The following is a 26,441-nucleotide window of genomic DNA, read 5'->3' on the forward strand; positions in this document are numbered from 1 at the left end:
CGGCGCGACCCGTTCAGGGCCCGTCGGCCAGCGCTTGCGGACCCTGCCGCGGCGGCTCCGCCGCCCGCGCCATGGCCCGTGCCTCCCATCCCTGCGGCACCACGAACCCGCGCGAGCATTCGCGCCACCAGCCGTGGCCGGCCGGTTCCAGCTCGCATAGCATGACCGGCGCTTCGCGGCGCCAGCCGTGGTCGTGGCGCGGGTCGGCAAAGCGCTGCGCCAGCGCGGCATACAGCGCATCGACCTCCTCTATGCCGCTGTCAGGCACCAGCGCCCCCGACAACCATCCCGAACGCGGCAGCCGGCACCAGCGCAGGCCCGGCCGTGCCGCCGCGCGCGCCCGCCAGCCGTCCAGCGGCGACCACCAGCCGCGCAAGTGGTCCGGCGCGATGCCCAGCGCGTCAAGTCCCGCCGGCACTTGCCCGTCCCGGTAGAACAGCCAGCCAAGCAGGTAAACCTCGCTGCGGTCGACGACATGGCCGAGCAGCGCACGCGCTTCCGGCGTGCGTCCCAGCGGCAGCTGGCGCCCGACCACGTGGCCGAGCTTGTCGCCCAGCCGGTCGACCATGTTTGGCCCGACAAAATCGTGCAGGGTCGGCGCCGGCACCGCGCCGGCCATCAGATAGAACTTGGCGGCCATCTCCCAGTGCACCACTTCGCCGGAAGCCTGTTCGCGCCAGACGAAGTCCAGTTCGCCCAGCGTGCGGATGCCGTGCGCGCCGGCGCGCCGCACCGGCACATTGGCCGCCAGCAGCGACAGTCCCTGCATATGGCGCAGCGCAAAATGCAGCAGCCGCTCGGCATGGCGCCCGAGCCGCAGGCTGCGGCTGGCGGGGTCCTGCACATGCTGCATGGCGGCAGCCGGGCCGGGAGCGGGATTGGGAGCGGGATTGGGAACGGGATCGGAAGGAAAGGCGGCATGGCCGCCGGCCAGCTCGTCGATGGTGGCTGGCAGCGCCGCCGGGTCGGCGGTTTCCAGCCAGTGCTGCCAGGCCGCCAGCGTACCGGCGGGCCAGCGCGCGGGCGCGGCGCCCGTTACCGCGGACAGCAGCGGCGGCGACAGCGTGGTCCAGGCAAGGTCGCGCGTGCGCGGCGACAAGGCGCGGCGCCACAGCGGCGGCTCCGACGGCAGGTTGCCGTCGCCGCCGCGATGCAGCGAAAGGTCAGGCCCCAGCTCCCGCACGGTCATGTACCTCGCGGGCCAGGCACAGGTCTTCCCATGCGCGCGCCTTGTCGGTCAGCGTGCGCAGCAGGTAGGCCGGGTGGTAGGTCACCACCACCGGGATGCCTTCATAGGTATGCACGGTGCCGCGCAGCTTGCCGATCGGCGTGGTGGTGCGCAGCAGCGACTGGGCGGCGAAGCGGCCCAGCACCACGATGACCCGGGGGCGCACCAGCGCGATCTGGCGCCGCAGGAACGGCTCGCACTGCGCCACCTCGGCCGGCTCGGGATTGCGGTTGCCCGGCGGGCGGCACTTGAGCACGTTGGCGATAAAGACGTTGCGCCCACGCGCCAGGCCGAGCGCGCCCAGCATGTTGTCGAGCAGCTTGCCGGCCTGGCCGACAAAGGGCTCGCCCTGCATGTCTTCATTCTCGCCCGGGGCCTCGCCGACCAGCATCCATTCCGCTTGCCGGTCGCCAACGCCGAAGACGGTATTGGTGCGGGTCTGGCACAGTCCGCAAGCCGTGCAGCCGGCCACGGCGGCATCCAGCGCGGGCCATGCCATGGCGGCGATGGCAGCCTCGCGCCCGGCCTGCGCCGGGTCGGGGTCCGGGCCGGCCGGCACCAGCGAAGGTTCGGCTGGCGCCCGCGAGACAGGCACCGCCACAGGGGCGAGAGGCACCGCCGGGATGGCGGTTTCGATAGCCGGCGCGGCTTCCAAGACTGGCGCAGCGGCCTGCGCGGCCACCGTGACGGGCTCGACAATGACCTCGGCAAGGGGCTCAGTAACGAGCCCAGCAACGGGCTCAGTAACGGGCTCATTAACCGCTACAGCCTCCGACACCACCTCGGCCTGCGGTGCGCCCTCGCGCGCCCGCGGCAGCCATTCGGCCGTGATGCCCAGCGCCTCCAGGAATCGTGCGCGGCGGCTCATGCGCGGCCCTCCCCGCTTTCCCTGCCATCCCTGCCTTCCCCGGCGACCTCGTCATGCCAGCTCCGGCGCAGCACCAGCGCGTCTTCGCGGGTCCGGCCCACCGCCGGGTAATAGCCCTTGCGGCGGCCGATCTCGGCAAACCCGGCGGCCTCGTACAGCTCGATCGCACCGGTATTGGACGGACGCACCTCCAGCAGCATGGTGTGGATGCGGTGCGCGTGCGAGGTCGCCAGCACGACCGACAGCATCAGCCGCCCCAGCCCCTGGCGCTGGCGCAGCGGCTCGACGGTGATATTGAGCAGGTGCATCTCGTCGACCACCGGCATCAGCACGGCATAGGCCACCAGCGTGCCGGCGGGATCGCGCAGCGTCAGGCCAAGATGCCCGGCCTTGACCGAGTTCTCGAAATTGCCGCGCGTCCACGGATGGCTGTAGGCGCGCGCCTCGATGCCGGCTACCGCCTCCAGGTCGAGCGCGCTCATCCGGCCGAGTGTGAAACCCTGGGGCAGCGGCGGCATGGCGGGCACGGCCGGCCAGTCGGCACGCTCTTCCAGAGGATAGGCGGCGCTCACGATGCGCTCCCGGCCGTGGCCGCGGCGCGCGCGGCGGCGGTAGCTTCGCGTTCGGCGATGGTTTGTGCCACCTTGTCGCGGAGGTAAATCGGCATGGCGCGGTCGGCGTCGATGGCATCGCCTCGCGCCAGCGCGCGCAGTGCGATGGCTACCATCGGCTGCGCATGGGGCATCGCTTCCGGCAGCACGCGTTGCGCGCGCGCCAGGCCCGCAAGGCGTTCGCCGAAGACCGTGGCGGCATTGCCCGCCAGCCAGAATTCGCCGTCGGGCAACTGCACGGTTTCCGGCGCGTTTACCAGCATCGGCGTGCGCTCCGCCCACTCCTGCGCGGCGGCATCCCAGCCGAAGGCACCGGCATAGGCTTCGTCCATGCGTGCGTCGAGCGCGACCAGCACCGCGGTGCCAGCGGGCAGCGGCGGCTCGGCGGCGCGCACGCGTTCGGCACAGGCCATCAGTGTATTGACCGGCACCACCGGCAGGCCGGCACCGAAGGCCAGCCCCTGCGCCACGCCACAGGCGGTACGCAGACCGGTAAACGAGCCGGGACCGGCGCCGAAGGCGATCGCGGCGCAATCGGCCAGTGCGATGCCGGCCTCGGCCAGCAGCTCGCCGGCGGCGGGCAGCACGCGTGCAGAGGAGCGCGCACCGGTGTGCTCATGGCGCACCAGGCACTCGATGCCGGCGCCGGCCGCGGCACGTCCGAGCGCGACCGAGCACCACTCCGTAGAGGTTTCAACAGCAAGAATCCAGGACATGGCGCGATTGTAGCCGCTGGCGCCCGGAACCGAGGGCTTCTTCGGTTTTATGCGACCGGTCCGGCGCGCTGGCGCGGCTATCATCGGGCTGCACTTTTACCTTGATCCAGCTTATCCCCACGGAGGAACCCATGAGCGACCTGCAGGCACGCTTCGACCAGGCCCAGATCGACGTCAAGCAACTGAGCGAGCGTCCCAGCAACATGACCCTGCTGCGCCTGTACGCGCTGTTCAAGCAAGGCAGCGAAGGCGATGCCCATGGCGACAAGCCGGGCATGACCGACTTTGTCGGCCGCTACAAGTTCGAAGCCTGGGAAGCGCTGCGCGGCACGGCGCGCGAGCAGGCGATGGAACAGTATGTCGCCCTGGTAGAAGAACTGCGCAGCGGCGCGACCAGCTAAGCCCCCCGCCCGCCACGCAAGCCGGCGGCCTCAGCCCGCCGGCAGCGGCCTGGGCCGGATCCGCCAGGCCGCGAACATGGCACTGGCGATCACCACCCCGACCGCCAGGAAGGTTTCATCGAAGGCGCGGATGCGCGCCGCCTGCAGCGCGGCGTCGCCCGCCTGGCCCAGCACCGCGCCGTGCTGGGCCAGGCGCCACTGCAGCCCCACGCCGGCCAGGCTCACGCCGATCGCGCCACCCAGCTGCCGGATAAAGTTGATGCAGCTCGATCCCTGCGCGATCAGCGAGAAATCCACGCCCCGCATCGATCCCAGCGTCAGCGACGGCAAAATGCAGCCGAGCCCGATCCGCCCCAGCACGGCCAGCGCGACCAGCATCAGGTAAGGCGTAGAGCGCGAGCCCAGCGCCATCAGCAGGAACGACAGCGCCAGCAGCGCCAGCCCGAACGATACCTGGACATGCGGCGCGATCCGATGCGTGAAGCGGCCCGCCACCGCGATGGTCAGCGCCAGCATCACGCCCGCCGGCAACAGCACCAGGCCAGCGCGCGAGGGCGTGTACTCCAGCGCCATTTGCATGTAGACCGGCAGCAGGTAGGTCGAGCCGAACAGTCCCGCGCCGTAGATAAACGCCACCACCGCACCCGCGGAAAACTGCCGGTAGCTGTACAGCCGCATGTTCATCAGCGGATGCGGCGCGCGCAACTGCCACAGCACGAACGCGGCCAGCATCAGCACGCCAAAGCCCGCCAGCGCAATCCCCGCGGCAACGCTGTTGCGCATCTCGACCACGCCGTTGAGCAGGCTGACGGTGGCCACGCCGGCCAGCGCCAGGCCGCGCCAGTCCAGCGGCTCGCGCTCGCCCATCATGATCGAGTCCACCGCCATGAAGCGCCGCGCCATGAACGCGCCGAGCAGCGTCAGCGGCACCACCACGAAGAAGATCGAGCGCCAGCCGAACGCCTCGACCAGGAAACCGCCCAGGCTGGGCCCCAGCGCCGGCGCCAGCACCACGCCGAAGCCGAACATGCTGATGGCCTTGCCCTGCTCGCGCTCCTCGAACACGCGCAGGATCAGGATATTGGGCAGCGGTTGCATGATGCCGGCGGCGGCGCCTTCGGCCACGCGCATGGCGATCATCACGCCATAGGTCGGCGAGAACCCGCCGAACAATCCGCCGGCACCCAGCAGCAGCAGCGACCCCAGGAAGGTGCGGCGCAGCCCGTAGCGGTTGAGCAGCCACGGCGTCAGCAGCATCGACAGCGTCATCGCGATCATGAAGCTGGCCGCGACCCATTGCGCCCGCTCCTGCCCCAGCACGAAATGCCGGCTCAGGTCGGGGATGGCAACGTTGATGATGGTGGACGAGACGATCGACGAGACCGTGCCCAGCATCAGCGTCATCAGCACCAGCCAGCGCAGGCGGTCGCCGTAGCGGGCACGCAGCGCTGCCCGGGTCAGTGCGTCCGGCTCCTTGCCGGGACCCTTCGGCGTGCCGGGGCCCTCGCTCACCCGAGCCGTCCGGTGTCGGCGATCTCGCGGATCTTGCGGACGGTGTCGAGGTCGGCCTCGTGGTACGCGGACTTGACGATCTCGGCGTAGCGGTCGTCGCCGCTCGCGTCGACGGCCGGCATGGTGGTGTCGTAGATGAAGCGCAGCAGCAGCGCGCCCGGACCGGGGGTTTCGATCACCATGGTCAACGTGCCGCCAGCGTGCTCGGCCGTGGCGGCGGTTTCATAGCGTACCTGGCGGCGCGGCTCGAACACCACGCGGTCATGGATGGACGCCTGGCCAAAATGCAGCACGCGGTCGATCCAGTTGTCGCCCCGCGCCACCACTTCGGCGCTGTCCAGACCCAGCACGAACAGTTCGGGCGACTCGGCGCGCAACACCAGGCCTTGCCAAAGCTGGTCAGGTGTCAGCGGATCCAGTTGAGGGTTGCCTGGATCGTTGATTTCCACCAAGTGCTCGAAGCGCAACTTCTTTCTCCCTGTCTTCAATAAGTCGATATTATGAAGTCTCCGCGTGTTCGGGAGACGTTTTTGTCTGCGCAGTGCAACATGACTGTGACAGCCCTTCCCGCTGGATATCGACCGCCCGTCAACTTCCCTGGAGTCCGCGCATGCCCGCCGCGACGCTGGTCGACACCGATCCGCTGCAAGTCCTTGTCTATGCCGATTCACTGTCCTGGGGGATCGTCCCCGGCTCGCGCCAGCGGCTTCCGTTCCCGGTGCGCTGGCCGGGCCGCCTGGAGCTGGCACTGAACGCCGACGGCGGCACACCGGTGCGCATCATCGAAGACTGCCTGAACGGCCGCCGCACGGTCTGGGACGATCCCTTCAAGCCCGGGCGCAACGGGCTGCAGGGCCTGGCGCAGCGTATCGAAATCCACTCGCCGCTGGCGCTGGTGGTCTTGATGCTCGGCAACAACGATTTCCAATCGATGCATCCGCACAATGCCTGGCACGCCGCCCAGGGCATCGGCACCCTGGTGCAGGCGATCCGCACCGCGCCGATCGAACCGGGCATGCCGGTGCCGCCGGTGCTGGTGGTAGTGCCGCCGCCGATCCGCACGCCGCGGGGGCCGCTGGCGCCCAAGTTCGCCGGTGGCGAGCACAAATGGACCGGCCTGCCGCAAGCGGTTGCCGGGGTCTGTGCACAACTGGACTGCCCGATGTTCGATGCTGGCTCGCTCATCCAGAGCAGCGCCGTCGACGGCGTGCACCTCGACGCGGACGCGCATCTGGCGCTTGGCGACGCGTTGGTCGCGGTCGTGCGCGAACTGCTGCCGCGCTGACCAATACGCCTGTCGGCATCCCAGCTGCGGCCGGCCGAAACATCACTCCTGACAGCAGTTGTCAGGAGGGCCGGCGCACAATGCGGCCGCTCTCACACAGAACGCCGCAAGGAGGCTGTCATGGAGTTGCTGATCAATATCGATGTCGACGACCTCGCGCGTGGCATCGCCTTTTACGAGCAAGGCCTGGGATTGAAGCTGCAACGCCGCTTGTTCGACGGCACCGTCGCAGAAATGCTGGGCGGCAATACCCCGATCTATTTGCTCGCCAAACCCGCCGGCACCCGCCCCACCAGCCGTTCCGATACCCGTCGCGATTACCGCCGGCACTGGACGCCGGTGCATCTCGACTTTGTCGTGGCCGACCTCGAAGCCGCAATTGAACGGGCGCTGGAAGCGGGCGCCGAGATCGAGGACTGGCCGCAGGATTTCGACTGGGGCAGGCAGGCCACCCTGTCGGATCCGTTTGGGCATGGGCTTTGTTTTATTGAGTGGAGGGGGGAGGGGTATGGAGCTGTAGCCGGCTGAGGCCAACCTGCCGCGTTTCGGAAAAGTCGCCTGTCCGAGACCAAGCCCCGATGTCACATTCCCCTTCAGGCTTGCGCGGCCTATCCTTGAGCCCGGCGACGTTATAACATTGTGCTACTTATCGCCGCAGCGATAGCGACAAGGACAGGCAATGAAAGCGACGATCCGAAAAATGGGCAACTCACAGGGGGTCCTGATCCCCAAGGCAATCCTGGCGCAACTGGGCCTGGAAGATGAAGTGGAAATGGATATCGTGAACGACACGCTGGTGATTCGGCGGCCGAGAAATACGCCACGCGAAGGCTGGGCCGAGGCGAGCCGCGCCATTGCCGAAGCCGGTGACGATGTGCTGGTTCTGGGCGAATTTCCCAACGCGGACGATGCGGAGCTGAAATGGTAGTGCGGGGTGAGGTCTGGCTTGTAGCCCTTGACCCAGCCGTAGGCAGCGAAATCAGGAAGGCGCGCCCGTGCGTCGTCGTCTCGCCGCCGGAGATGCATGACTACCTGCGAACAGTCACCGTTGCTCCCATGACTTCCGGTAGCCGGCCCGCACCCTTCCGGGTCGGCGTGACGTTCCAGCGCAGGCACGGGCTGATTCTCCTCGACCAGATTCGTGCCGTCGACAAATCTCGACTGATAAAGCGGGCTGGCGAACTCAATGAGAACACCCTGCGCGAAACCCTTCGCGTCTTGCGCGAGTGCTTCGCCGACTAAAACTGAAGCGGCAATTTATGCCATCGAATCAGCCTACCCCGACTTCATAAGCATATGAAAAAGAAATAGACGCCAGATCTGTTCCCGCCGTTCCATTTGCACGCAATTGCGCTAATCTGTGGCCTCGCCGGCGCAGGCGATCCCTGCCAAGGCGCAACTGTCTCACTCGCCACACAATCAAAAAACTACAGAACTCCTATGCGCAGCACGTCCCTTATCAAGCGCCTGGCGGTTGCCGTCTCCGCAATCGGCTTTATCGCCGCCGGCAGCGCCTCGGCCCAGGAACAGACCATCCGCGTCGGCACCGTCAGCGGCCCGGACGCCGAAGTCTGGCAAGTCGTCCAGAAGGTTGCCAAGCGCAACGGCCTGAACGTCAAGGTCGTGGAATTCAACGACTACGTGCAGCCTAATGCCGCACTGGACGCCGGCGACCTGGATGCCAACAGCTTCCAGCACCAGCCCTACCTGGACAGCCAGGTCAAGCAGCGTGGCTACAAGATGCAGAGCGTCGGCTACACCTATATCTCGCCGCTGGGCATCTACTCGAAGAACCTGAAGTCGCCCAAGGACCTGCCGCAAGGCGCCAAGGTGGCCGTGCCCAACGACCCGTCCAATGAGAACCGTGCGCTGTTGCTGCTGCAGTCGCAGGGCGTGATCAAGCTCAAGGCCGGCGCCGGCACCAATGGCAACAACGCTACGCCGCTGGACGTTGCCGAGAATCCCAGGAAGCTGAAGATCGTGGAACTGGACGCCGCCCAGCTGGCGCGCGCCCTGCCCGATGTCGGCGCCGCGGTGATCAACACCAACTACGCGCTGGCCGCCGGCCTGCAGCCGACCAAGGATGCGATCGCGCTGGAAGACATCCACAGCCCGTACGCCAATATCATCGTGGTGCGCACGCAGGACAAGGACAAGCCGTGGGTCAGGAAGCTGGTCGCCGCCTACCAGTCGGAAGACGTGCGCCAGTTCATGAAGGCCCAGTTCAAGGGCGCGATGGTGCCGTCGTTCTGATCGGACGCGCTTAGCCACTGCAAACGCGTGCTTGCAAATTCCGTCGCCTTCGGTAGAATGCGGCGCTCACCTTGCCCAGGTGGCGGAATTGGTAGACGCACTAGGTTCAGGTCCTAGCGGTGGCAACACTGTGGAGGTTCGAGTCCTCTCCTGGGCACCAAGGTTTTAAAGCGAGAAGCCCGCACGAAAGTGCGGGCTTTTTGTTTTTCCGAACCGTCCAGTCAATCCACCGGGGATCAGGGCTTCGCGACTTGCCCGAGCACTGGCGGCGCCGGGGGCGGCAACGGCGTGGCGACCGGCTCCAATCCGGTTGTCCGTACGATCGTGGCCGCTGCGGGTGAAGCCAGGAACCGCACAAACCGCGCGACCGCCGCGGTCTGCCGACCGGCGGCCGTTCCGGCGGAGAAGAACACCGCCTGCTGCAGTTCGGCGGGCAACGCCCCGACAAAATCCAGTTCCTTGAACGGCAGCAACTCGCTGATCTGCTGGAACCCGATTTCCGCATCGCCGCGCGCCACCACCGTGCCGACGCGCTCGCTGTAGATCTTGCGGGCTTTGTCCTTGACCTGGTCCGCCACGCCAAGCCGGTGGAACAACTCGGTGGAGAGATAGGTGCCACTGGCACTGGCGGAGTACGCAATCGACTTCGCGTCGAGCAAGGTCCGCTTCAGTGCCTCCGGCGTGCTGATATCCGGCTTCGGCGTGCCCTTGCGGACCGACATGCCGATCAGCGACCGGGCCAGGTCCACCCTGCTCCCGTTCGCCACCTTCCCTTCGGCGATCAGCTTGTCAAGGCCGGAGTCCGCAAGGATCACCACATCGAACGTCTCGCCGCGGGCAAGCCGGCTGGGAATGGAATCCGGGGCGTTGCCCATCGAAGCGCCATAGGCGGTGATGACCCGGTCCTGCGTAGCGGCCTCATACAGCGGCACCAGTTGCTGGTACGCAGCGGTGAAGCCGCCTGAGGTAATCACGCGGATATCGTCGGCCCAGGCCGGGCCGGCCAGCCATACCAGCAGAACGAAAGCGGCCTTCCTGGCGGCCATTGCGGTCAGGTACATGTGGTCTCCATGATCATGTTGCCGGCGTACGGTGCCGCCAGTCAGTCTTCTTTCATGTTGGCAGCGCGCGCGATCGGGCCGAGGCGCGCTTTCTCGTCTGCCAGGAAACCTGGTGTGTCCGCCCAGGTTTGTGCGCGCCGAACCGCCCCGCAGGGCGCAATGTTCGGCCATTGCAAGCGTACGTCCGTACCACTAATCTGTGAATTGCAACGTTCTGATGGATTCATGCATGTCACGCATCAATTTCGCACTGGAGGACTTGCAAGCCTTTGTCGCCACGGCGGACAAGGGCAGCTTCCGGATGGCGGCCGAAACGCTCCATATCTCGCAGCCCGCGCTGAGCCGCAGGATCGACAAGCTGGAAAAGACGCTCGGCTCGCGCTTGCTGGAGCGCACCACCCGGCGCGTGGAAACGACCGCAATCGGCAAGCAGTTCCTGGAGGAAGCGCGTGCCGCGCTGGATATCCTCGACAGCGCGGTATTCCGACTTGGCGACGAAGCCGCGCTGCAGCGCGGATTGGTGACAGTGGCCGCGATCCCGTCTGCCGCGATGCATCTGCTCTCCGATGCCATCGGCATATTTGCAGGCCGTCATCCGGGCGTACGCGTGCGGGTCATCGATGAAAGCGCAAACGTCGGGCTGGCCAGTGTGCTGTCGGGCGAATCGGATTTCGGCATCAACTTCATGGGCGCGCAGGAGCCGAATATCGAATTCCGCTCGATCCGCACGGAGCCCTACCGGCTGGTGCTGCAGCGCGACCATGCCTGGGCCGGTCGCCAGTCGGTGGCATGGCAGGAACTGGCCGGGCAGCGCATGGCCGGCGTATCGAAGCAAAGCGGCAATCGCGCCCTGATCGAACATGCCATCGCGCATCTCGAGCAGCGGCCGACCATTTACTATGAAGCCAACCATGTCGTGGGCGTGTTGGCGCTGGTCGAAGCGGGCCTCGGCATGGCGGTGCTGCCGGGCCTGGCGTTACCGCCCGATCATCCGCGGCTGCGCGCCATCCCGCTGGTCGAGCCTGCCGTGGACCGGGTCCTGGCGCTGATTCGCCGCCGCGACAAGGCGCTGCAGCCCGCGGCCAAGGCGCTGTTTGAAATTCTTGCCGACGGCTCGCCGCCGGCCTGACCGGCGCCGTGTCCCGGCACAGGAATTTTTGCAAGGATTGCCTTGCAGGCCCTTGCAAAATCCGACGCGCCCTGTAGAATGCGGCGCTCACCTTGCCCAGGTGGCGGAATTGGTAGACGCACTAGGTTCAGGTCCTAGCGGTGGCAACACTGTGGAGGTTCGAGTCCTCTCCTGGGCACCAGGATTTGAAAAGGGTCTGCGCAAGCAGACCCTTTTTTCGTTTCCGCCCAGGAAGAAAAGCGCTTGAGCGCTTTTCGGGAGGACTGGAAGGGCTGCGCTTGCAAGCGCAGCCGGGGTCGCGCTGGCGTGACCGGGTCCCCTCCTGGGCACCAAAGGTTTCACGCGAGAAGCCCGCACGAAAGTGCGGGCTTTTTGTTTTGGCGAGCGGATCCCGGCCAGCCATTCTCCTGTCCGCCCCCGACCCACCAAGCTTGCATCGCCTACAGTAAATCCCACAGGCGCCGTAGCGCCGCCGTCGGGAGACCTGCCGTGAGCAAACTGCAACAGCGTCGCCGTTTCCTGGGAGCCGCGCTGAGCGGCCTGGTCGCACCGGCCCTGCCCGCCTGCGGCGGCGATGACGATCCGGAGCCGACGCCCGCCCCCATCCCGGAAGCGCAGATCACCGCCGCCATCGCCCAGGTCGAAACGCTGGCCACCAACCTGATGGCCAGCTCGGGCGTGCCCGGCATGGCCATCGCAGTGGTGCGCGGCAACCAGGTCGTCTTCGCCAGGGGCTTTGGCCGCCGGCTGGTGACCGATCCCGCGCCGGTCGATGCCGATACCGTGTTCCAGCTGGCCTCCGTGTCGAAGTCCATCGGCGCCACGGTGGTGGCACGGCAGGTGGGGCGCGGCAGCATCGGCTGGGACACCCCGGTCATCCGGCACCTGCCATGGTTCGCGCTGGCCGATGCGGAAACGACTGAAGCCGTCACCGTCGGCGATCTCTATGCGCATCGTTCCGGCCTGCCCGACCACGCCGGCGACCGGCTCGAAGACATGGGCTACGATCGCCGCGAGGTGCTGACCCGCCTGCGCTTCCTGCCGCTGCATCCGTTGCGCGCGGTCTACGAGTACACCAACTTCGGCATGACCGCCGCGGCCGAGGCGGTGGCGAACGCCGCGGGCATCGACTGGGCCACGCTGTCCGAGCAGGCCATCTACCAGCCGCTGGGCATGACCCGCACCAGCTCGCGCTACGCGGACTTTGCCGCGCGCGACAACCGCGCGCTAGGCCACGTCAGGGTCAACGGCAGCTGGGTGCAGGGCATGGGCACCATGCCCGATGCGCAATCGCCCGCGGGTGGCGTCAGCGCCTCGGTCAACGACCTGGGGAAATGGCTGATCATGGTGCTGGCAAAAGGCGAGTTCGCCGGCCAGCGCGTCGTCGACGCCGCGGCGCTCGCCCCGGCGCTGTCCCAGCAGATGCAAAGCGGCCCGCCCGTGCAGGGCCGCCCCGCCAGCTACTACGGCTACGGCTTCAATATCGGCACGACCGAACTGGGCCTGACCAACTACAACCATTCCGGCGCCTTCGCGGTCGGCGCGGCCACCAGCTTCACCGCGGTGCCGTCGCTGAACCTGGCCATCGTCACACTGACCAATGGCTACCCCATCGGCATCCCGGAAACACTGAACGCGCAGTTCTTCGACCTGGTCCAGTACGGCGCTTTCCGCCGCGACTGGGGCGCGATCTTTGCCGATGCCTTCGCGCCCTTGCTGCTGCCCGAAGGCAGGCTGGTCGGCCAGTCGCCGCCGGCAAGCCCATTGCCCGCGCGCGCGTTGTCCACCTATGCCGGCACCTATCGCAACGACTACTACGGCCCGCTGCAGGTCGCCGAACAGGGCGGCGCGCTGGTAATGACGCTGGGCGCGAGGCCGCTGGTCCTGCCGCTGACACACTGGGACGGAGATGTCTTTACATTCACGCTCCATAACGAGAACGCCAACCCCGGCACGATCTCGCAGGCGGTATTTGCCAGCGACCGGGTATGGCTGGAGTACTACGACCATGAAGGGCTGGGCGTCTTTGTCCGCTGAGCCGCGCCGGCGCGCTGGGCAAGGGGAATGCCCGGCGCGGCCGCGTCAGGCCGCCTGCACGGCGGCGCCGCGCATCGCGGCACCGCTCTCGCCATTGCCCCCGCCCTCCCCTTCGATCCGCAGCCGCGGCAGATGCTGCGGATATTCGCGCTGCATGAAGTCGATCAGCCCTTCGCGCACGACGCAGCGCAGGTCCCACGCAAGCCCGGACGAGGCCGCGGTGCACAGCACGCGTAGCTGCATGGTGCGCTCCGTGGCGTCGGTCACCACCAGGTTGAAGAAGCGCCGGTCCCACTCCGGCGCCGCGTGGACGATGCGCTCCAGCTCCTTGCGCAACGGTGCCAGCGGCATGCCGTAGTCCACGTGGAAGAACACCGAGCCCATCAGTTCTGAACTGCTGCGGGTCCAGTTCTGGAATGGCTTCTCGATGAAATACTGCAGCGGGATGATGAGGCGGCGATCGTCCCAGATCCGCAGCACGACGTAGGTGCCGGTGATCTCCTCCACGCGCCCCCACTCGCCTTCGACGATCAGCACATCGTCGAGCCGGATTGGCTGGGTCAGCGCCAGTTGCAGGCCGGCGATCAGGTTGCTGAACACCGGCTTGGCGGCAAAGCCCGCGATCAGGCCAACCACGCCTGCCGAGGCCAGCAGGCTGGCGCCGACCTGCCGCGCACCCGGGAAGGTCATCAGCAGCATCGCCGCGCCCATCACGATCACCAGGGACATGGCAATGCGCGACAGCACCCGCGTCTGCGTATGGATGCGCCGCGCGCCCATGTTGTCCGCCACGTCGACCGGGTGCCGTTCCAGCACGCCCTGTGCAAAACCCGCGATGATGCGCGCCGCCAGCCAGGTGGTGGCAACGATCATCAGCAGCCCGTTGAGATGCCGCACATTGCCGATCCAGCGCAGGTCGTCCGGCGCCGCCTGCCACACCGTCTGCAATGCCAGCAGCGGCAGCACCGCCTTGGCCGGTGCGCGCGCCTTGATGACGATGGCATGCAGCACCGGCGCGGCGCGGGTAATGCGCAACAGCAGCAGGCCGCCAAGGCGATGCGCGATCAGCGCGACGATGACGGCGACCAGCGCCGCGGTCCATGTGCCAAACCAGGGATGATCGAGGAGGAGTTCAAGGTTCATGCGTCGTCCTGTGTCATTGCGGGTTGCACGGCCATGGAGCTAACGACACGGGGCGCCGGCAGAAGTTCGGCCCCGGCCGCCGGCACCGTTGCTGGCGCCAGCCATTTCGGCCACGCGTGCCGGGGCAACCACGCACTGCGCGCGGGCTATTCCGCCTGCACCTGGTTATCGTCCGCCCGCCATTGCCGGCGCTGCCGCCGCCAGCGGTTCATCGCGGCGAGGCCGAGCCGCCAGAACCGGCGCGGGTGCGCGTGCGCGTGCGGGTGCGGATGGGGATCGACCAGCAGGCTCAGGGCGCGCGCATAGTCGCGCACCAGCCCCGGCGTCCACGCCATGGTCTTGCCGCGCTTGCGGATCTGCGCGGCAAGCCATAGCTCGGGCATGCACAGCGTCTGCAGCAGCAGCGTCCACGACTGCCGCTGGCCGCGTATGCCGAGCCTTCCGCGCCTGCGCATCAGCGCGCCTTCCACGGCGGCTTCCAACGCACGCGCCACGCTGACGGCGCAATTGCGATAGGTCAGGTTGTAGGTGGTATCGGCACGCCAGGCATGCCAGAAGCGCTGCAGGCGTGCCGCGTCGTAGTTGCGCAGGTGCACGCGCACGGTGGAGTCGCCGCGGCGCGACGCCTCGGTGGCATAGTCGGGCTCGAACACGCCCGGCACATCGTTGTCGGCGGATGCGCGCAGCGCCTGCGTCACGCTTTCCGGCGTGCGGCTGAGCGGCTCGGCCGGATCGAAGCTGATGTAGACCCCTTCGGGCGCCTCGAGCGCCGTATGGCCGGTCCAGATCGCACCGTTGGCGTCAACGGCGGCGATGTAGCGGTCGAATACCGGGCGGCGCCGCAGCGGCTGCTGCACGGAACCGGATGGCGTCCAGACATGCACGGTCAGTCCGGGCGCGCCTTCGTCGGGCAGGTGTGCCGCGTGCTCGGCCGGCGCGAACAACAGCGTCTTGGTGACCCTTCTGGCCGGGGCATGCGATGCGTCCGTCCAGTGGGAACCGCCGTGGCTCGCGGCGTCGCCCCGGCGCCGGCGCGGCCCGTGCATCAGGCTTTCGATCGTGGCGGTTTCCGGCACGCGGATGGCGCGGTAGGCAAGCATGACCATGCTCCAGCCGCCGAACAACAGCCATAGCGACAGCGCATAGGGCACGGTGCCCTGGTAGTTGGTGGGATACGGCTGGTAGAAGAAGAACGCGATCAGCACTTCCAGCATGCCCGTGCCGACAGCCCAGCGCCAGCGCGGAAAGCGAACGACCGATGCCGACACGCATTGCAGCAACCCGTCGGCCAGGAACAGCGTGCCGAAGATCATCGACAGCCAGAAGTGCCCGTGATGATGCCCGGCCAGCACCAGGGACGCCGCCAGCACCAGCGCCAGGCCCTTGAACAGGCGCATCGTCTTCAGGCCGCCGGCGCCCACCAGGGCGACGACCAGCGTGCCGAGGCCGCCCGCCAGCAACAGGCCGGCGAACCATTCCAGCGGGAAGAAGCGCGCACTGTCCAGTCCGTCGACGAACAGCACGACCCCTGCCAGCAGGAACCCGATGCCGAGCCAGAACATGCCGCGCGCGCGCTGGCGCAGGTAGTCAAACCCCAACAGGATCAGGACAAGGCGGATCATCGTTTCGCAGCGAGATCGTGGATCGTCTTGGCGGATTCTAGCCACAACATGCGGTCAGCGCGAAATTATGGCGTGGTCGGCACATCGACGCTCCATGCGGTTGACGGCCCGGAAACCGGGCCTTCGCGGTGGTAAGCTACCAGACCCCATCCCCCTCGCCAATCCGCAGCGTCCCCGTCCCATGCGCCTGACCAAGGTCTCCGCCATCTCCTTCGATCTCGACGACACCCTGTGGCCGTTCGGCCCCGCCGTGGCCCGCGCCGAGGCAACGCTGCTGGCCTGGCTGCTGCAGCACGCGCCGAAGACGGCGGGAGTGCTGACCTCACCCGAGGTGCTGCGCGAGTTGCGCGCCAGCTATGAAGGCGAGAACCTGCATCTCGCGCATGACTACCGGGCCCTGCGCCTCGGCTCGATCCTGCTGGCGCTGGACATGGCCGGCGAGGACGCCAGCCTGGCCGAAGACGCGTACGACGCCTTCTTTGCCGCGCGGCAGCAGGTCGAATTCTTCGAGGACGCGCTGCCCGCGCTGGAATGGCTCAGCGAACGCTTCCCGCTGGTGGCCGTGTCCAACGGCAACGCCGACCTGAAGGTCACCGGCGGCCATCACTTCTTCCGTGCGGCGCTCAGCGCCGGGACGTTCGGCACGGCCAAGCCGGCGGCGGCGATCTTCCACGCGGCGGCGGCGGCAGTCGATACGCCGCCGGAACAGATGCTGCATGTCGGCGACGATCCCGACCTCGACGTCGTCGGCGCACTCGGCGCGGGACTGCAGGCCGCGTGGCTGGTGCGCCCGGACGGCCCGCACACCGCGCAATGGCAACGCAGCGGCGCGCACCCGCACCTGATCCTCAGTGACCTGCAATCGCTCTGCCGCGCGCTGGCTGGCTAATCGCGCCGCGCGCCAACGCGACCATACGCCCCGCCCGACGGCGATATCGGGCCAACGCATACCTAATATGCGAAAATGTCGTTTCGCGACCAGGGCCGAAGCCCTGCGCTTGCCTCGCCACCGCACGATCCAGACGTTCCCCGCCATCCGCTCCGGGCCGTTCCAGTGCCCGACACCGCCGCAATCCGCCAGGTTCACAGGCAGCAAGCCAGGGTCCGCCCCGCAAGATTTCGATCGAGGAGAAACAAGATGTTGAAGGCCCTATTTGCCGCACTGCTGGTGGCATGCGGACTGACAAGCGCGCTCGCGCAAACCCCCGCCAGCTTTCCGACCAAGCCGATCCGGCTGGTAATTCCGTTCCCGCCCGGCGGCGGCACCGACATCCTGGCCCGGCTGGTGGCAACCCAGGTCAGCCAGGCCACCAAGTGGAATTTCGTGCCGGACAACAAGCCGGGCGCCGGCGGCACGCTGGGCATCGCCGAAGCGGTCCGGGCAGCGCCGACCGGCTACGAGCTGGTGATGGGCCAGAAGGACAACCTGGTGGTCGCGCCGTGGCTGTACAAGTCGGTCAACTATGTGCCGAACCGCGACCTGATCGCCATCAGCCATGTCGCCTACACCCCGATCGTGATCGTCACGTCGGCCAATTCGCGCTTCAAGACGCTGGCCGACGTGGTCACCGCCGCGCGCGGTGCGCCGGGCGCGGTGAAGTACGGCTCGCCGGGCAATGGCACCACCATCCACCTGGCCGCCGAGATCTTCAGCCATGCGGCGGGGATCAAGCTGCTGCACGTGCCCTACAAGGGCTCCAACGCGGCGATGATGGACGCGCTGGCCGGCAACGTGGACCTGATGGTGGCATCGGTGCCGTCGGCGCTGGCGCAGGTCAAGGCGGGCAAGCTGCGCGCGCTGGCCGTGACCTCGGCCACGCGCAGCACGTCGCTGCCTGACGTGCCCACCGTCGCGGAAAGCGGCTACAAGCAGGTGGACGTCAGCACCTGGTACGGCCTGTTCGCCCCGGCCAAGACGCCGCCCGAGGTGGTCAACCGCATCCATGCCGAAGTGAACAAGGTCCTCGCCACGCCGGCGATGATCCACGCGATCCAGGAGCAAGGCGCGGAAGCCAGGCTGATGACGACCAAGGAGTTCTCCGACCTGGTGCAGTCTGACTACAAGAAATGGAAGGACATCGTCGAGCGTTCGGGGGCAAAGCTGGAGTAAGCCCGGCGCTCCGCCACCGTTTTCGTTATCAGGGAATGCCCGCCGTTAATCACGGCGGGCATTTTTTTGGTCCATCGCCGAATTCGAAGGATTCGCCTGGGAACCCCGGAAGCGGGGAAGATCCTGAGGACGCAACGGCGGCCGTCGACTATATTATGCGCAGCACTTCAACCACCGAAGGAGCCTCCCGATGAGCAAGACACGAGTCTTCACCCTGACGGCGACAGCGGTCGTGCTGCTGGCCGCCTGCGCAACCGGGCCGACAAGCGGGCCGACAAGCGGGCCGACAACCGGGCCGACCTCCGGGTCGACCACCGGCCCGATGAGCTTCTTCGTCACCAGTGTCGGCACCGGCAAGGGCGGCGATCTCGGCGGTTTGAGCGGCGCAGACGCTCACTGCCAACGCCTGGCGGCTGCCGCTGGCGCCGGCGGCAAGACCTGGCGCGCCTACCTCAGCGCGCCGGGCACCATCGCGCAGGGCAGCACGCCGGCGGTGCAAGGCACGCACGCGCGCGACCGCATTGGCGCCGGCCCCTGGTACAACGCCAAGGGCACGCTGATCGCGCGTGACATAACCGCGCTGCACAACAATGCCAACATCACCAAGGACACCGCGCTCGACGAGAAGGGCAACACGGTGAAGGGCCGCAGTGATCAGCCCAACGAGCACGACATCCTGACCGGCTCGCGCGCCGACGGCACCGCGTTCGCGCCGCAGACTGACACCACGTGCAAGGCGTGGACCAGCAGCAGCGACGGCTCGGCGATCGTCGGTCACCACGACCGCTCTGGCCCGCTGCAGGACAACTGGTCAACGAGCTGGAACTTCTCGCATCAAACGGCCGGCTGCAGCCAGGAAGCGTTGGTGCGCACCGGCGGCGCCGGGAAGTTGTACTGCTTCGCGACCAGCAACTGACGGCGCAGCGGCATCGATTACTTGAGGGGCATCGGACGCATCCAGCGCCAGATGCCCGGCAAGCGCCGTCAGAAAATATGCTTCACCCCAAGCATGCCGCCGAACTGATTTCCGCCGGCTTTGGGATTCGATCCCGTTGCGCCACTGCTCACCGACATCGCAAGCTGGCCGCCGTTGTCGATCAATCCCGCAGTGGCGCAGACGGAGCTGCGCTTGGAAAATGCGTACGTTCCTCGTAACGCCCAAAGCGTCGCCCTGTCGTCGCTATGATGGAAGCGCAGGTAATACATCTGATTCTCCTCCGGGCGCTTGGGGTGAAAGGCTTCGCCACCGCAGCAGGGCGCCGTTTTCTTATGTCGCAGGCAATAGCTGGGCACCACACAGCGTGTGGAGCTTCAATGCAATGCGTATTCCAGCGTCTTGATTGCCGCGCGGCCGCAAACTGTGCTGGATCGCGCGGCAGTAATGAACCGTCTATGACTTCCCGACGGTCCCGCCATATGCTGGTGGTCGCTGGATTGCCGGTGCGCCGGCAGACAAGATGTCTTCCCGGTTGCCGGTTCTTGGCGGATAGATACGTTCGCGGTTGATGACGATCTTCGTCTGCTTGGCCACTGCGCCTTCCGCCACCAGGCGCCGATCCCATCCTTCCGTGTAGACCGCTCCCCAAGGGCCGAGGTCGAGGATCGTCGTATACCAGTCGATGTTCAATGGCAGCATTGGCAGGCCCAGCAACTCGCTTGCCGCGTTGTGGCCCGCAAAACGTCCCATCGGCCGCGCGTGCTGGCACGACATGACGGAGGCATGTTCGCCATCGATTTTTGCGTTGGCGGCGTCGCCGGCGGCGAAGACGTTGCTGATCCCCTCGACGCGCATAAAGTGGTCGACAGGCACGCGTCCCAGCCTGTCCAGTTCCACGGCGAGGCGTTCATTCAACGGATGTGCGCGCATCCCGCCGCACCACACCACCGTCGACGCAGGCACCTGCTCGCCGCTGGCCAATATGACATCAGACTCGCCAATGGACTGGACGGCAAAGTTCGGCCACAACTCGACCCCAAGTGCTTGGCAGGCGCGTTCGATGACCGGTCGCGCATCACCCATCGCCTCGCCGATGCGCGGCGACCGGTCTGCCAGAATCACACGGATGGATTTGCTCGCGTCCGAGTCAGCGGCACCCTGGGCAACCGCTCGAAGGCGCTCAGGCAGCTCCAATGCAAGTTCAATACCGGTGAGGCCGGCACCGACTACGATCGCGGTAAAGCGACCTGGCTTCGTGTGTCGGTCCGCGAGTCCGCGAAGATGGTCTTGCAGTCGTAGCGCGGCCTCATAGGTGTCAATATCATGGGCATGCTGCGCCAGGCCGGGAATTGGCGGACGAACGAGCTGGCTACCCGACGCCAGGATGAGCTTGGAGTACGGCAGCTCTATTTCTTCTTCGGCAGTCCGGATAACGACAATCTGCGCCGAAGTCTCTATGTCGACGACCTCTCCCTCCACATGCTTGACCCCGATGGGATCCAGCACGTCCGCCAAAGGGACCAGCGTGCACGCGAGGTCGGATTCGTAGTTCCTCACGCGAATGCTGTGGTATTTGCGTGGATTGACAAGCACCACTTCCACGCCCCCCTGTCCCACGCCCTCCTCACGAAGCTTGCGGGCCGCGCCCACGGCGCTCCATAGTCCGCCAAATCCGCCGCCCACCACAATGATTCTCTTCATTCCGAACTCCGTTGTGTTCCGCCGCCGCGCAGCACCGTGATCGCGACGGCTTCTCTCAATGCTTGTCTAAACCGATGGAAAAATCTGCCGCTCTGGCCCTATCGCTTGCGCCTGACTCAGGAGGACATGCTGGCCTCTTGCAGCGCAGCCGGGGTGCGTGCCGACCCCAGCCAGAACATCGCGGCACCGGCAACCAATGTCGGCAGGCCGACCACGGCAAACAGTGTTGGCATGCCCCAGCCCAACGACAGCATGGTTGCCCCGCCCATCGAACCTACGACGGAGCCGATGCGTCCAACGCCATTGGCCCAGCCCACTGCGGTGGCACGGCAGTCGGTGGGATAAAGCCTGGCGACCAGGGCGTTCACGCCAACCTGGGAACCTCAGATACAAAAGCCCGCGCAGAACACCACGGCACCAGCCGCCACCGGTTCCGAAGCCAGGCTGCCGATCGCTGCAATAAAAACGCATGCGAGCGCATAGCTGGTGGCGAGGACGAAGTATGGATTGCGCCGATCCATCAGCCATCCCAACGCGATGGCGCCCAGGGTGCCTCCGGCCTGGAGCATCGCCGTAACGAGGGCGGCAGTGCGCAGGGACAGGCCTGCCCCGCCCAGCAGGATGGGAAGCCAGCTGGACAGCAGAAAGAGGACCAGCAGACTCATGAAGAAAGTCAGCCAGAACATCAGCGTATAGCGCAGGAGTTCAGGTCTGAACAAATGCCCAAGCGGCGAGCTGGCGTTGTGTCGTTCCGATACCGCGAAAGTCGCATCGCGCAGGTCTGCTTGCGGTGCAATGCGGCCAAGCGTCGCGCGGATCCGCTCGGTATTTCGGCCCGACATGCTCAGGTACCTGACAGATTCCGGCAACCTCCACGCCACCACCATTGCGAGCGCCATAGGCAGGACGCCACCGACCACCAGCACCGAGCGCCATCCAAAGCCTTCAACCAGCCACGCGGATGCCAGTCCCCCAAGCGACATTCCGATGGTGAAGCCACAGAACATCGTGGTGACCAGAAAGGAAATCCGCCGTTGCGGGCAATACTCGCCCCGATGGTCGGCCAAATTCCCCCACCTGTGGTCACCTCAAACTCCCCCACCTGAAGGGGCGCTGCAAGTGATGTGAGCGCCAGGCAGGACGTTACCTTGCTCCCCTCGAATACAGCAGAGGGGTTACCGGAGTGAACGTCTTGAAGCCGCATCTACAGACCACCATCGCTACGCTAATCGCCGCTGGCAAGGGTCAGCGGGAGATCGCCCGGATCACTGGCGTCGACCGCAAGACGATTCGGGGGTATCAAGCGCAATTTGCCGCCGCGCAGCAGGCAAACTCCCCCACGGTGACCACCGGCTCTGAGCCGCAAATTCCCCCACCCCGACCACCGGCAACTGGTGCACATCAATTGTCGGCGTGCGCGCCATACCAGGAGTTTGTGCGAGCCCAGGTGCAACTGCATCGGAACGCCACGGCGATCTACCAAGATCTCGTCGATCAGTACGGCTTCACCGCCAGCTACGAAAGCGTCAAGCGTTTCGTCCGGTCCTTGCGCCACCAAGCGCCAAAACAATTCGACCGACTGGAATTCCTTGCAGGCGAGGAGGCGCAGGTTGACTATGGCGAGGGGGCACCCACCCGGGTGCCTGGCACAGACCGCTACCGTAAGCCGCGGTTGTTCGTCATGACGCTGCGCCATTCCCGGCATAGCTTCCGGCGCGTGGTATGGAAATCGAGCCAGCAAGTCTGGGCGGAACTGCACGAGCAAGCCTGGCGCTACTTCGGTGGCTCCACCCAGTACGTGGTCCTGGACAATTTAAAGGAGGGTGTCCTCAAGCCTGACCTGTATGAACCCGAGCTCAACCCGGTGTATGCGGCCATGCTGGCCCATTATGGGGTGGTAGCCGATCCCGCACGGGTACGCGACCCTGACCGCAAAGGCACAGTCGAGAATGCGATCCAGCATACCCAGGCTACTGCTCTGAAAGGGCGGCGCTTCGAATCGATCGAGGCGCAGAATGCCTTCCTTGAGCAATGGGAGGAGAAATGGGCCTCCAAGCGGGTCCATGGCAGCACACGGCGCCAGGTTCAGGCGATGTTCGAAGAAGAGCGTCCTCACCTGAGGGCGCTACCGGCAAGAAACTTCGAGTACTTCACCGACCGCGTCTACACCGTCTACGACGACACCTGTGTTCGCGTCGACCACAGCAGTTATGCCGCCCGGCCGGCGGCCATCGGCAGCCGTGTGCTGGTGCGCAAATACGCGCATCGTCTGGAGATCCGGGACCTGAAAACCCAAGTCTTGCTGCGCAGCCATGATCTGGCGGACCGGCCCGGCACGGTGGTGCTGCCGCAGGACGAACGCCTGTTTAATCCCTCACGCGAGACACGTCGCATCCTGGCGCAGGCCAAAGCGATTGGGCCATCTGCCGAGCGCCTGTGCCAACTCCTGTTCGATACCGAAGGCCGTGTCGGTCAGCGCAAGCTGTGGGGCATCGTCGGTCGGTATCCACGCCGGCTGATCGAAGAGGCGTGCGAAACCGCCTTGCGAGAAGGCGTGCCCAGCTATCGCCGGGTCAAGGCCTTGACGGAGCGCCTGCTTGAGCAGGCGCTGGCCGCTCTCGATACGCCGATCCAGGGCGAACTGCCCCTGACCCAGGAACACCCCCTGATCCGGGACGGCGACGACTATGCCGACCTGTTCACGCGCGGCGCCAAACAAAACACCGAAAACCAAGGAGATCACCCATGACCATGAGTCTCGCAGAGATCGACCGCGCCTTGCGCGAACTGCGCCTGTCAGGCATCGGCGCCACATTGCAGACCCGCGTGCTGCAGGCCCAGGCCAGCCAGCAACCCTTCCTCGAAACCTTCTCCATGATCCTGCAGGATGAACTGGATCGTCGCCGCTCCCGGCTACTCGAGCGGCGCTACCAGCAGTCAGGCCTGGACGAGCGCCGTACCTTGGCAGAGTTCGATTGGGCCTTCAACCCGAAGCTGCCGCGTCAAGCCTGCTTCGAACTGCATACCTTGAAGTTCGTAGCCGACGCCGACAATGCTCTGCTCATTGGCAAGCCCGGCACCGGCAAGAGCCACATCGCCAAGGCCATTGCCTACAACGCCACCCTGCAGGGCATAAAGGTGCGTTACGTCGAGTCCGACACGGTGTTCGCCGGCTACGCCGTCGACACGCGCACCGATCAGGACCGCTTGCTCAAGATGCTGCTCGAACCGGAACTGGTTGTGCTCGACGACTTGTTCCTGGCAAAACGCATCCCGGATGCCGCCGCCGAACTGCTGCAAACGCTGGTCCACCAACGCTACAAATTGCGTCGCAGCATCGTCGTCACGTCCAACCGTGTAGTGCAGGACTGGGGGCGTTACCTCGGCGACAACACCATGGCCACCACCATACTCGACCGTCTGATGCACCGCTCCAAACTCCTCGAGTTCGAAGGCAAAAGCTATCGCCTCAAGGAAGCAGCCACCAGGCTTGCTGTATCAGAGAAAGCCGACTCATAATCAGCTCGTCCTGCCTGGGGGAATTTACCCGACCACAAGTGGGGGAGTTTGAGGTGACCATCCGGGCTCGGAAGTCAGCGTAATGGCGTTCGGCATTGCGCCTCCCAGGCCAAGGCCAGTAAGGAAGCGCAGCGCCACCAGTTCCCATAACGTCTCCGCTTCAGCGGAGACCAGGCTCGCCAACCCGAAGAACACAGCGCAAAAGACCAGGATCTTCTTGCGCCGACGCGATCCGCAAGTGGCCCGAAAATGAAGGCGCCTGCCATCAGCCCTATCAGCCCGGCGCCAAACAGCGGGGCGAGGTCTGCATGCGTCAACCGCCATTCAGCACTGATCGCCGGCGCGATGAAGCCAATGGCAGCGGTGTCGAATCCATCGACAGCGACAATTAGAAAGCACAGAACTACGATGGTCACCTGGAACATCGACAGCGGTTGCCGGTCGATGAAATCCGTGACATGAATTGGCCGATTGAGCGCCATGTTGTCTCCTCGCCGCGGTTTGTTGAAATGGACTGCTGATCGTGCGGCGAGTGCAGTTATACGCATCGATTCATAAGAGATGAAATAAAGATTTCATCTTCCTTATATCCGATTTCGTATAGCTTTTAGTGTGATGAATCATGCTCATTCATATTATTTATTTCAGGCTTTGCCTCGTCAGGCAGCCTTGATGTTGAGGCGGTTAATGAGCTGCTTGAACGTGGCGTTGTCGCGGGCGATCACGCGCTTGAAGTCCGGCTCGTCGAGGTAGCCCTCTCCCATGTTCTGCTTCGCCATGGTCTCGCGCAGCCCCGGCTCCTGCATGGTCTTGGCGATGGCGGCGCGCAATACGGCTACCACTTCCGGCGGCGTGCCCTTCGGGGCCGCGATGCCGCGCCAGCCGTTGATCACGAGGTCATGCGTTTGATATGCCGTTGTTCGCGCAGGGTGAGGCCATCATTAGCCCAGCTTTAGAAAATTTGTTCTGTTTTTTTGTTTGTGCGAAAATATTTTCTATTCCGCACTTCGCCCAGGGTCAAATGCAGCAGGGACAACTGCGGGCGCTGCGGCCGGGCGATGTGATGGTGGCAGTGTCGTTCGAGCCGTATGCGCAAGAGACGCTGCTGGCGGTGCAGGACGCCGCCGCGCGCGGGGCCCGCATCGTTGCGATCAGCGACAGCCAGTTGAGTCCGCTGGCCGACCATGCCGAGGTGCTGCTGCCGGTGCAGGATGCCGCGACGTTCGGCTTTCGCTCGCTGACCAGCACGCTGTGCCTGGCGCAGTCGCTATTCCTGGCGCTGGCCTATCGACTGGAGATCGCGTACACGCAGCCGGAGTCGGCGCCGCTGTCCCCGTCATCGCCGTCATCGCCATCATCGCCTTCATCGGCACGCAAGGCATCAACGAAAGCTTCGTAACCCATCCTCCATGTCCGGGCCGCTGCGCCACGCTGTGCACCGTCAAGCCAAAGCCAATGAGCTACCCTCCCCTGCAACCCAAGCCCCCAAACCTCCTGACCTCCTATTTCTGGAGCGGCGACGCCATCCGCAGTCGGGGCGTCAGTGACATCGTGCTGTCAGGCAAGGTCGACGTGCCTGAGCCGCCGGCGCGTCTGCTCGCGGATTGGGCCAGGGAGATATCGTCCCGCATGACCTTGGAACCCGGAGATGTCGAGATGTTGCCTCTGGCACGGGCACGAGCGCGCTGGCCGGCCTACTCGCAATGCGTGCAGGCAGTGTCTGACTGGGCGAGCACGCTTGGACTGCCCGGAGTACTTGCCTCCGGTGACGTCGCCCTCATGGCTTGCCGCGGCGCGAGGTATCACCATGACGGAGAGCAGTACGGCGGTTCGGCCTTCTGCAATCTCTTCCTGAGCGAGGACAAGGGGCAGGACGTACATTTTCCGTCCTTGGATCTTCGAATCCCCCTGACCCGTGGTTCGGTCCTGATATTCGATACCTGCCAGCCTCATGGGGTCATTCAACGCGGCAGCAGCGGTTTTGATGTGGCCGACTTCCCGCCCGACCAGGATTGCACGCAGCTATTCCTCACCTGGGAGCTTCCCATTGAGAATGTCCATGTCATGCGGGCGCTCAATGTCGCCTTCGACATTGACCTTGCGACCTCGCCGAAGGTGAATGAGGAGCAAGTCCGGCTGAATGATGAAAGGGTCAGCGTGCGTCACGAGTCAGGTCAGTGGCACCGGGCTGACTAACCGTCGGGACTGGTCACGATCCCAGCTGGCGCACGACGGCCGGAACTCACTCGCCGCGGCGGGACCCGACCCTCGCCACGCACGCCAACGGCCTCTGAGTTGCACTACAGTG

25 protein-coding genes, 2 tRNA genes and 4 pseudogenes are annotated in these 26,441 nt (G+C 65.8%); 17 read left to right on the top strand and 14 right to left on the bottom strand.

Annotated features, from left to right (window positions below; genetic code table 11):
• Nucleotides 1–13 precede the first annotated feature (13 nt).
• From LPA45_RS09355 to tsaB, 4 genes are read right to left on the bottom strand one after another with little or no spacing between them, the layout of a single operon-like run.
• On the bottom strand, nucleotides 14–1,189 hold the full coding sequence (locus LPA45_RS09355; RefSeq protein ID WP_116320589.1) for a DUF1853 family protein: 1,176 nt from the start codon (nucleotides 1,187–1,189) through the stop codon (nucleotides 14–16).
• Nucleotides 1,164–2,096, bottom strand: a complete 933-nt coding sequence (locus LPA45_RS09360) for a uracil-DNA glycosylase (RefSeq protein ID WP_317924482.1) — start codon at nucleotides 2,094–2,096, stop codon at nucleotides 1,164–1,166. Before LPA45_RS09360 ends, LPA45_RS09355 begins: the two co-directional genes overlap by 26 nt.
• A complete protein-coding gene (rimI, locus tag LPA45_RS09365) occupies nucleotides 2,093–2,668 on the bottom strand; it encodes a ribosomal protein S18-alanine N-acetyltransferase (protein WP_116320587.1) in 576 nt (191 codons plus the stop codon). Before rimI ends, LPA45_RS09360 begins: the two co-directional genes overlap by 4 nt.
• Complete coding sequence (gene tsaB / locus LPA45_RS09370) at nucleotides 2,665–3,423, bottom strand: tRNA (adenosine(37)-N6)-threonylcarbamoyltransferase complex dimerization subunit type 1 TsaB (protein WP_317924480.1); 759 nt, start codon at nucleotides 3,421–3,423, stop codon at nucleotides 2,665–2,667. Before tsaB ends, rimI begins: the two co-directional genes overlap by 4 nt.
• 131 nt (nucleotides 3,424–3,554) lie before the next feature.
• Between tsaB and LPA45_RS09375 the strand changes: the two genes are divergently transcribed.
• Nucleotides 3,555–3,824: an acyl-CoA-binding protein gene (locus LPA45_RS09375; protein ID WP_317924479.1), complete on the top strand. Its 270-nt coding sequence runs from the start codon at nucleotides 3,555–3,557 to the stop codon at nucleotides 3,822–3,824.
• Between the two features lie 30 nt (nucleotides 3,825–3,854).
• On the opposite strand, the gene LPA45_RS09380 is transcribed toward LPA45_RS09375, so the two are convergent.
• Entirely contained in the window at nucleotides 3,855–5,336 is a 1,482-nt protein-coding gene (locus LPA45_RS09380) for a DHA2 family efflux MFS transporter permease subunit (RefSeq protein ID WP_317924478.1), read from the bottom strand.
• Nucleotides 5,333–5,803 (bottom strand): SRPBCC family protein, encoded by a 471-nt coding sequence (locus LPA45_RS09385; RefSeq protein WP_317924477.1) that lies wholly within the window; start codon nucleotides 5,801–5,803, stop codon nucleotides 5,333–5,335. The genes LPA45_RS09380 and LPA45_RS09385 overlap by 4 nt, the downstream gene beginning before the upstream one ends.
• A 143-nt stretch (nucleotides 5,804–5,946) precedes the next feature.
• On the opposite strand from LPA45_RS09385, the gene LPA45_RS09390 reads away from it, so the two are divergent.
• The 6 genes from LPA45_RS09390 (at nucleotide 5,947) to LPA45_RS09415 (ending at nucleotide 9,034) form a co-directional block, all read left to right on the top strand.
• Nucleotides 5,947–6,621, top strand: a complete 675-nt coding sequence (locus LPA45_RS09390; RefSeq protein WP_317924476.1) for an SGNH/GDSL hydrolase family protein — start codon at nucleotides 5,947–5,949, stop codon at nucleotides 6,619–6,621.
• Between the two features lie 120 nt (nucleotides 6,622–6,741).
• Nucleotides 6,742–7,149 carry a VOC family protein gene (locus LPA45_RS09395; RefSeq protein ID WP_317924475.1) on the top strand — a complete coding sequence of 136 codons (408 nt, stop codon included), beginning with the start codon at nucleotides 6,742–6,744 and terminating at the stop codon, nucleotides 7,147–7,149.
• A 151-nt stretch (nucleotides 7,150–7,300) separates the two neighbouring features.
• Nucleotides 7,301–7,549 (top strand): AbrB/MazE/SpoVT family DNA-binding domain-containing protein, encoded by a 249-nt coding sequence (locus LPA45_RS09400; RefSeq protein ID WP_116320580.1) that lies wholly within the window; start codon nucleotides 7,301–7,303, stop codon nucleotides 7,547–7,549.
• Complete coding sequence (locus tag LPA45_RS09405; RefSeq protein ID WP_317924474.1) at nucleotides 7,543–7,863, top strand: type II toxin-antitoxin system PemK/MazF family toxin; 321 nt, start codon at nucleotides 7,543–7,545, stop codon at nucleotides 7,861–7,863. Before LPA45_RS09400 ends, LPA45_RS09405 begins: the two co-directional genes overlap by 7 nt.
• 198 nt (nucleotides 7,864–8,061) lie before the next feature.
• On the top strand, nucleotides 8,062–8,874 hold the full coding sequence (locus LPA45_RS09410; protein WP_317924473.1) for a MetQ/NlpA family ABC transporter substrate-binding protein: 813 nt from the start codon (nucleotides 8,062–8,064) through the stop codon (nucleotides 8,872–8,874).
• 73 nt (nucleotides 8,875–8,947) lie between these two features.
• A tRNA-Leu gene (locus LPA45_RS09415) sits at nucleotides 8,948–9,034 on the top strand.
• Nucleotides 9,035–9,110: 76 nt separating this feature from the next.
• Here LPA45_RS09415 and LPA45_RS09420 read toward each other — a convergent pair.
• A complete protein-coding gene (locus tag LPA45_RS09420; protein ID WP_233528192.1) occupies nucleotides 9,111–9,920 on the bottom strand; it encodes a substrate-binding domain-containing protein in 810 nt (269 codons plus the stop codon).
• Between the two features lie 244 nt (nucleotides 9,921–10,164).
• On the opposite strand from LPA45_RS09420, the gene LPA45_RS09425 reads away from it, so the two are divergent.
• The 3 genes from LPA45_RS09425 to LPA45_RS09435 all read left to right on the top strand — a co-directional run bounded on the left by LPA45_RS09425 (nucleotide 10,165) and on the right by LPA45_RS09435 (nucleotide 13,101).
• Nucleotides 10,165–11,064, top strand: coding sequence for a LysR family transcriptional regulator (locus LPA45_RS09425; RefSeq protein WP_317924472.1), 900 nt, complete (start codon nucleotides 10,165–10,167; stop codon nucleotides 11,062–11,064).
• A gap of 94 nt (nucleotides 11,065–11,158) precedes the next feature.
• Nucleotides 11,159–11,245: transfer RNA gene (locus tag LPA45_RS09430), tRNA-Leu, on the top strand.
• Nucleotides 11,246–11,553: 308 nt separating this feature from the next.
• Nucleotides 11,554–13,101, top strand: a complete 1,548-nt coding sequence (locus LPA45_RS09435) for a serine hydrolase (RefSeq protein WP_367394502.1) — start codon at nucleotides 11,554–11,556, stop codon at nucleotides 13,099–13,101.
• A gap of 45 nt (nucleotides 13,102–13,146) precedes the next feature.
• Here LPA45_RS09435 and LPA45_RS09440 read toward each other — a convergent pair whose 3' ends face one another.
• On the bottom strand, nucleotides 13,147–14,244 hold the full coding sequence (locus LPA45_RS09440; RefSeq protein ID WP_116320575.1) for a mechanosensitive ion channel family protein: 1,098 nt from the start codon (nucleotides 14,242–14,244) through the stop codon (nucleotides 13,147–13,149).
• A 146-nt stretch (nucleotides 14,245–14,390) separates the two neighbouring features.
• The gene (locus LPA45_RS09445; RefSeq protein WP_317925850.1) at nucleotides 14,391–15,866 is read right to left on the bottom strand and encodes an HdeD family acid-resistance protein; all 1,476 of its coding nucleotides are present in this window, start codon (nucleotides 15,864–15,866) and stop codon (nucleotides 14,391–14,393) included.
• 181 nt (nucleotides 15,867–16,047) lie between these two features.
• On the opposite strand from LPA45_RS09445, the gene LPA45_RS09450 reads away from it, so the two are divergent.
• From LPA45_RS09450 to LPA45_RS09460, 3 genes are all read left to right on the top strand, one after another.
• Nucleotides 16,048–16,755 (top strand): HAD-IA family hydrolase, encoded by a 708-nt coding sequence (locus tag LPA45_RS09450; protein ID WP_317925848.1) that lies wholly within the window; start codon nucleotides 16,048–16,050, stop codon nucleotides 16,753–16,755.
• 249 nt (nucleotides 16,756–17,004) lie between these two features.
• On the top strand, nucleotides 17,005–17,976 hold the full coding sequence (locus tag LPA45_RS09455; protein WP_116320572.1) for a tripartite tricarboxylate transporter substrate binding protein: 972 nt from the start codon (nucleotides 17,005–17,007) through the stop codon (nucleotides 17,974–17,976).
• Between the two features lie 190 nt (nucleotides 17,977–18,166).
• The gene (locus LPA45_RS09460) at nucleotides 18,167–18,892 is read left to right on the top strand and encodes a hypothetical protein (protein WP_376790603.1); all 726 of its coding nucleotides are present in this window, start codon (nucleotides 18,167–18,169) and stop codon (nucleotides 18,890–18,892) included.
• 68 nt (nucleotides 18,893–18,960) lie between these two features.
• On the opposite strand, the pseudogene LPA45_RS09465 reads toward LPA45_RS09460, so the two are convergent.
• The 3 genes and pseudogenes from LPA45_RS09465 to LPA45_RS09475 all read right to left on the bottom strand — a co-directional run.
• Nucleotides 18,961–19,185 (bottom strand): annotated as a pseudogene (locus LPA45_RS09465) (porin); the annotation flags it as partial.
• 181 nt (nucleotides 19,186–19,366) lie between these two features.
• On the bottom strand, nucleotides 19,367–20,614 hold the full coding sequence (locus tag LPA45_RS09470; RefSeq protein ID WP_317925846.1) for an NAD(P)/FAD-dependent oxidoreductase: 1,248 nt from the start codon (nucleotides 20,612–20,614) through the stop codon (nucleotides 19,367–19,369).
• Nucleotides 20,615–20,730: 116 nt separating this feature from the next.
• Nucleotides 20,731–21,663 (bottom strand): annotated as a pseudogene (locus tag LPA45_RS09475) (MFS transporter); the annotation flags it as partial.
• A gap of 134 nt (nucleotides 21,664–21,797) precedes the next feature.
• Between LPA45_RS09475 and istA the strand changes: the two are divergent.
• Nucleotides 21,798–23,363: an IS21 family transposase gene (gene istA / locus LPA45_RS09480; RefSeq protein ID WP_317925844.1), complete on the top strand. Its 1,566-nt coding sequence runs from the start codon at nucleotides 21,798–21,800 to the stop codon at nucleotides 23,361–23,363.
• Nucleotides 23,360–24,133 carry an IS21-like element helper ATPase IstB gene (istB, locus tag LPA45_RS09485; RefSeq protein WP_317925842.1) on the top strand — a complete coding sequence of 258 codons (774 nt, stop codon included), beginning with the start codon at nucleotides 23,360–23,362 and terminating at the stop codon, nucleotides 24,131–24,133. The genes istA and istB overlap by 4 nt, the downstream gene beginning before the upstream one ends.
• Nucleotides 24,134–24,199: 66 nt before the next feature.
• On the opposite strand, the pseudogene LPA45_RS09490 reads toward istB, so the two are convergent.
• Nucleotides 24,200–24,615 (bottom strand): annotated as a pseudogene (locus LPA45_RS09490) (MFS transporter); the annotation flags it as partial.
• A 177-nt stretch (nucleotides 24,616–24,792) separates the two neighbouring features.
• Nucleotides 24,793–25,026, bottom strand: coding sequence for a tripartite tricarboxylate transporter substrate-binding protein (locus LPA45_RS09495; RefSeq protein ID WP_317925841.1), 234 nt, complete (start codon nucleotides 25,024–25,026; stop codon nucleotides 24,793–24,795).
• Between the two features lie 116 nt (nucleotides 25,027–25,142).
• On the opposite strand from LPA45_RS09495, the pseudogene LPA45_RS09500 reads away from it, so the two are divergent.
• Both LPA45_RS09500 and LPA45_RS09505 read left to right on the top strand, forming a co-directional pair.
• Nucleotides 25,143–25,532, top strand: a pseudogene (locus LPA45_RS09500) (MurR/RpiR family transcriptional regulator); the annotation flags it as partial.
• 56 nt (nucleotides 25,533–25,588) lie between these two features.
• Nucleotides 25,589–26,329 (top strand): hypothetical protein, encoded by a 741-nt coding sequence (locus LPA45_RS09505; protein ID WP_317925839.1) that lies wholly within the window; start codon nucleotides 25,589–25,591, stop codon nucleotides 26,327–26,329.
• The last annotated feature ends 112 nt before the right edge of the window (nucleotides 26,330–26,441 follow it).

This window comes from Cupriavidus sp. Agwp_2 (genome assembly GCF_040784895.1).
In the GTDB taxonomy this organism is placed as follows: Bacteria; Pseudomonadota; Gammaproteobacteria; order Burkholderiales; family Burkholderiaceae; genus Cupriavidus.

Excerpts from the sequence above, each read along its gene's own strand:
- LPA45_RS09355 (WP_116320589.1), bottom strand. The coding sequence starts at position 1,189 with ATGACCGTGCGGGAGCTGGGGCCTGACCTTTCGCTGCATCGCGGCGGC.
- LPA45_RS09360 (WP_317924482.1), bottom strand. The coding sequence starts at position 2,096 with ATGAGCCGCCGCGCACGATTCCTGGAGGCGCTGGGCATCACGGCCGAA.
- tsaB (WP_317924480.1), bottom strand. The coding sequence starts at position 3,423 with ATGTCCTGGATTCTTGCTGTTGAAACCTCTACGGAGTGGTGCTCGGTC.
- LPA45_RS09375 (WP_317924479.1), top strand. The coding sequence starts at position 3,555 with ATGAGCGACCTGCAGGCACGCTTCGACCAGGCCCAGATCGACGTCAAG.
- LPA45_RS09390 (WP_317924476.1), top strand. The coding sequence starts at position 5,947 with ATGCCCGCCGCGACGCTGGTCGACACCGATCCGCTGCAAGTCCTTGTC.
- LPA45_RS09395 (WP_317924475.1), top strand. The coding sequence starts at position 6,742 with ATGGAGTTGCTGATCAATATCGATGTCGACGACCTCGCGCGTGGCATC.
- LPA45_RS09400 (WP_116320580.1), top strand. The coding sequence starts at position 7,301 with ATGAAAGCGACGATCCGAAAAATGGGCAACTCACAGGGGGTCCTGATC.
- LPA45_RS09405 (WP_317924474.1), top strand. The coding sequence starts at position 7,543 with ATGGTAGTGCGGGGTGAGGTCTGGCTTGTAGCCCTTGACCCAGCCGTA.
- LPA45_RS09410 (WP_317924473.1), top strand. The coding sequence starts at position 8,062 with ATGCGCAGCACGTCCCTTATCAAGCGCCTGGCGGTTGCCGTCTCCGCA.
- LPA45_RS09420 (WP_233528192.1), bottom strand. The coding sequence starts at position 9,920 with ATGGCCGCCAGGAAGGCCGCTTTCGTTCTGCTGGTATGGCTGGCCGGC.
- LPA45_RS09425 (WP_317924472.1), top strand. The coding sequence starts at position 10,165 with ATGTCACGCATCAATTTCGCACTGGAGGACTTGCAAGCCTTTGTCGCC.
- LPA45_RS09440 (WP_116320575.1), bottom strand. The coding sequence starts at position 14,244 with ATGAACCTTGAACTCCTCCTCGATCATCCCTGGTTTGGCACATGGACC.
- LPA45_RS09445 (WP_317925850.1), bottom strand. The coding sequence starts at position 15,866 with ATGATCCGCCTTGTCCTGATCCTGTTGGGGTTTGACTACCTGCGCCAG.
- LPA45_RS09450 (WP_317925848.1), top strand. The coding sequence starts at position 16,048 with ATGCGCCTGACCAAGGTCTCCGCCATCTCCTTCGATCTCGACGACACC.
- LPA45_RS09455 (WP_116320572.1), top strand. The coding sequence starts at position 17,005 with ATGTTGAAGGCCCTATTTGCCGCACTGCTGGTGGCATGCGGACTGACA.
- LPA45_RS09460 (WP_376790603.1), top strand. The coding sequence starts at position 18,167 with ATGAGCAAGACACGAGTCTTCACCCTGACGGCGACAGCGGTCGTGCTG.
- LPA45_RS09470 (WP_317925846.1), bottom strand. The coding sequence starts at position 20,614 with ATGAAGAGAATCATTGTGGTGGGCGGCGGATTTGGCGGACTATGGAGC.
- istB (WP_317925842.1), top strand. The coding sequence starts at position 23,360 with ATGACCATGAGTCTCGCAGAGATCGACCGCGCCTTGCGCGAACTGCGC.
- LPA45_RS09505 (WP_317925839.1), top strand. The coding sequence starts at position 25,589 with ATGAGCTACCCTCCCCTGCAACCCAAGCCCCCAAACCTCCTGACCTCC.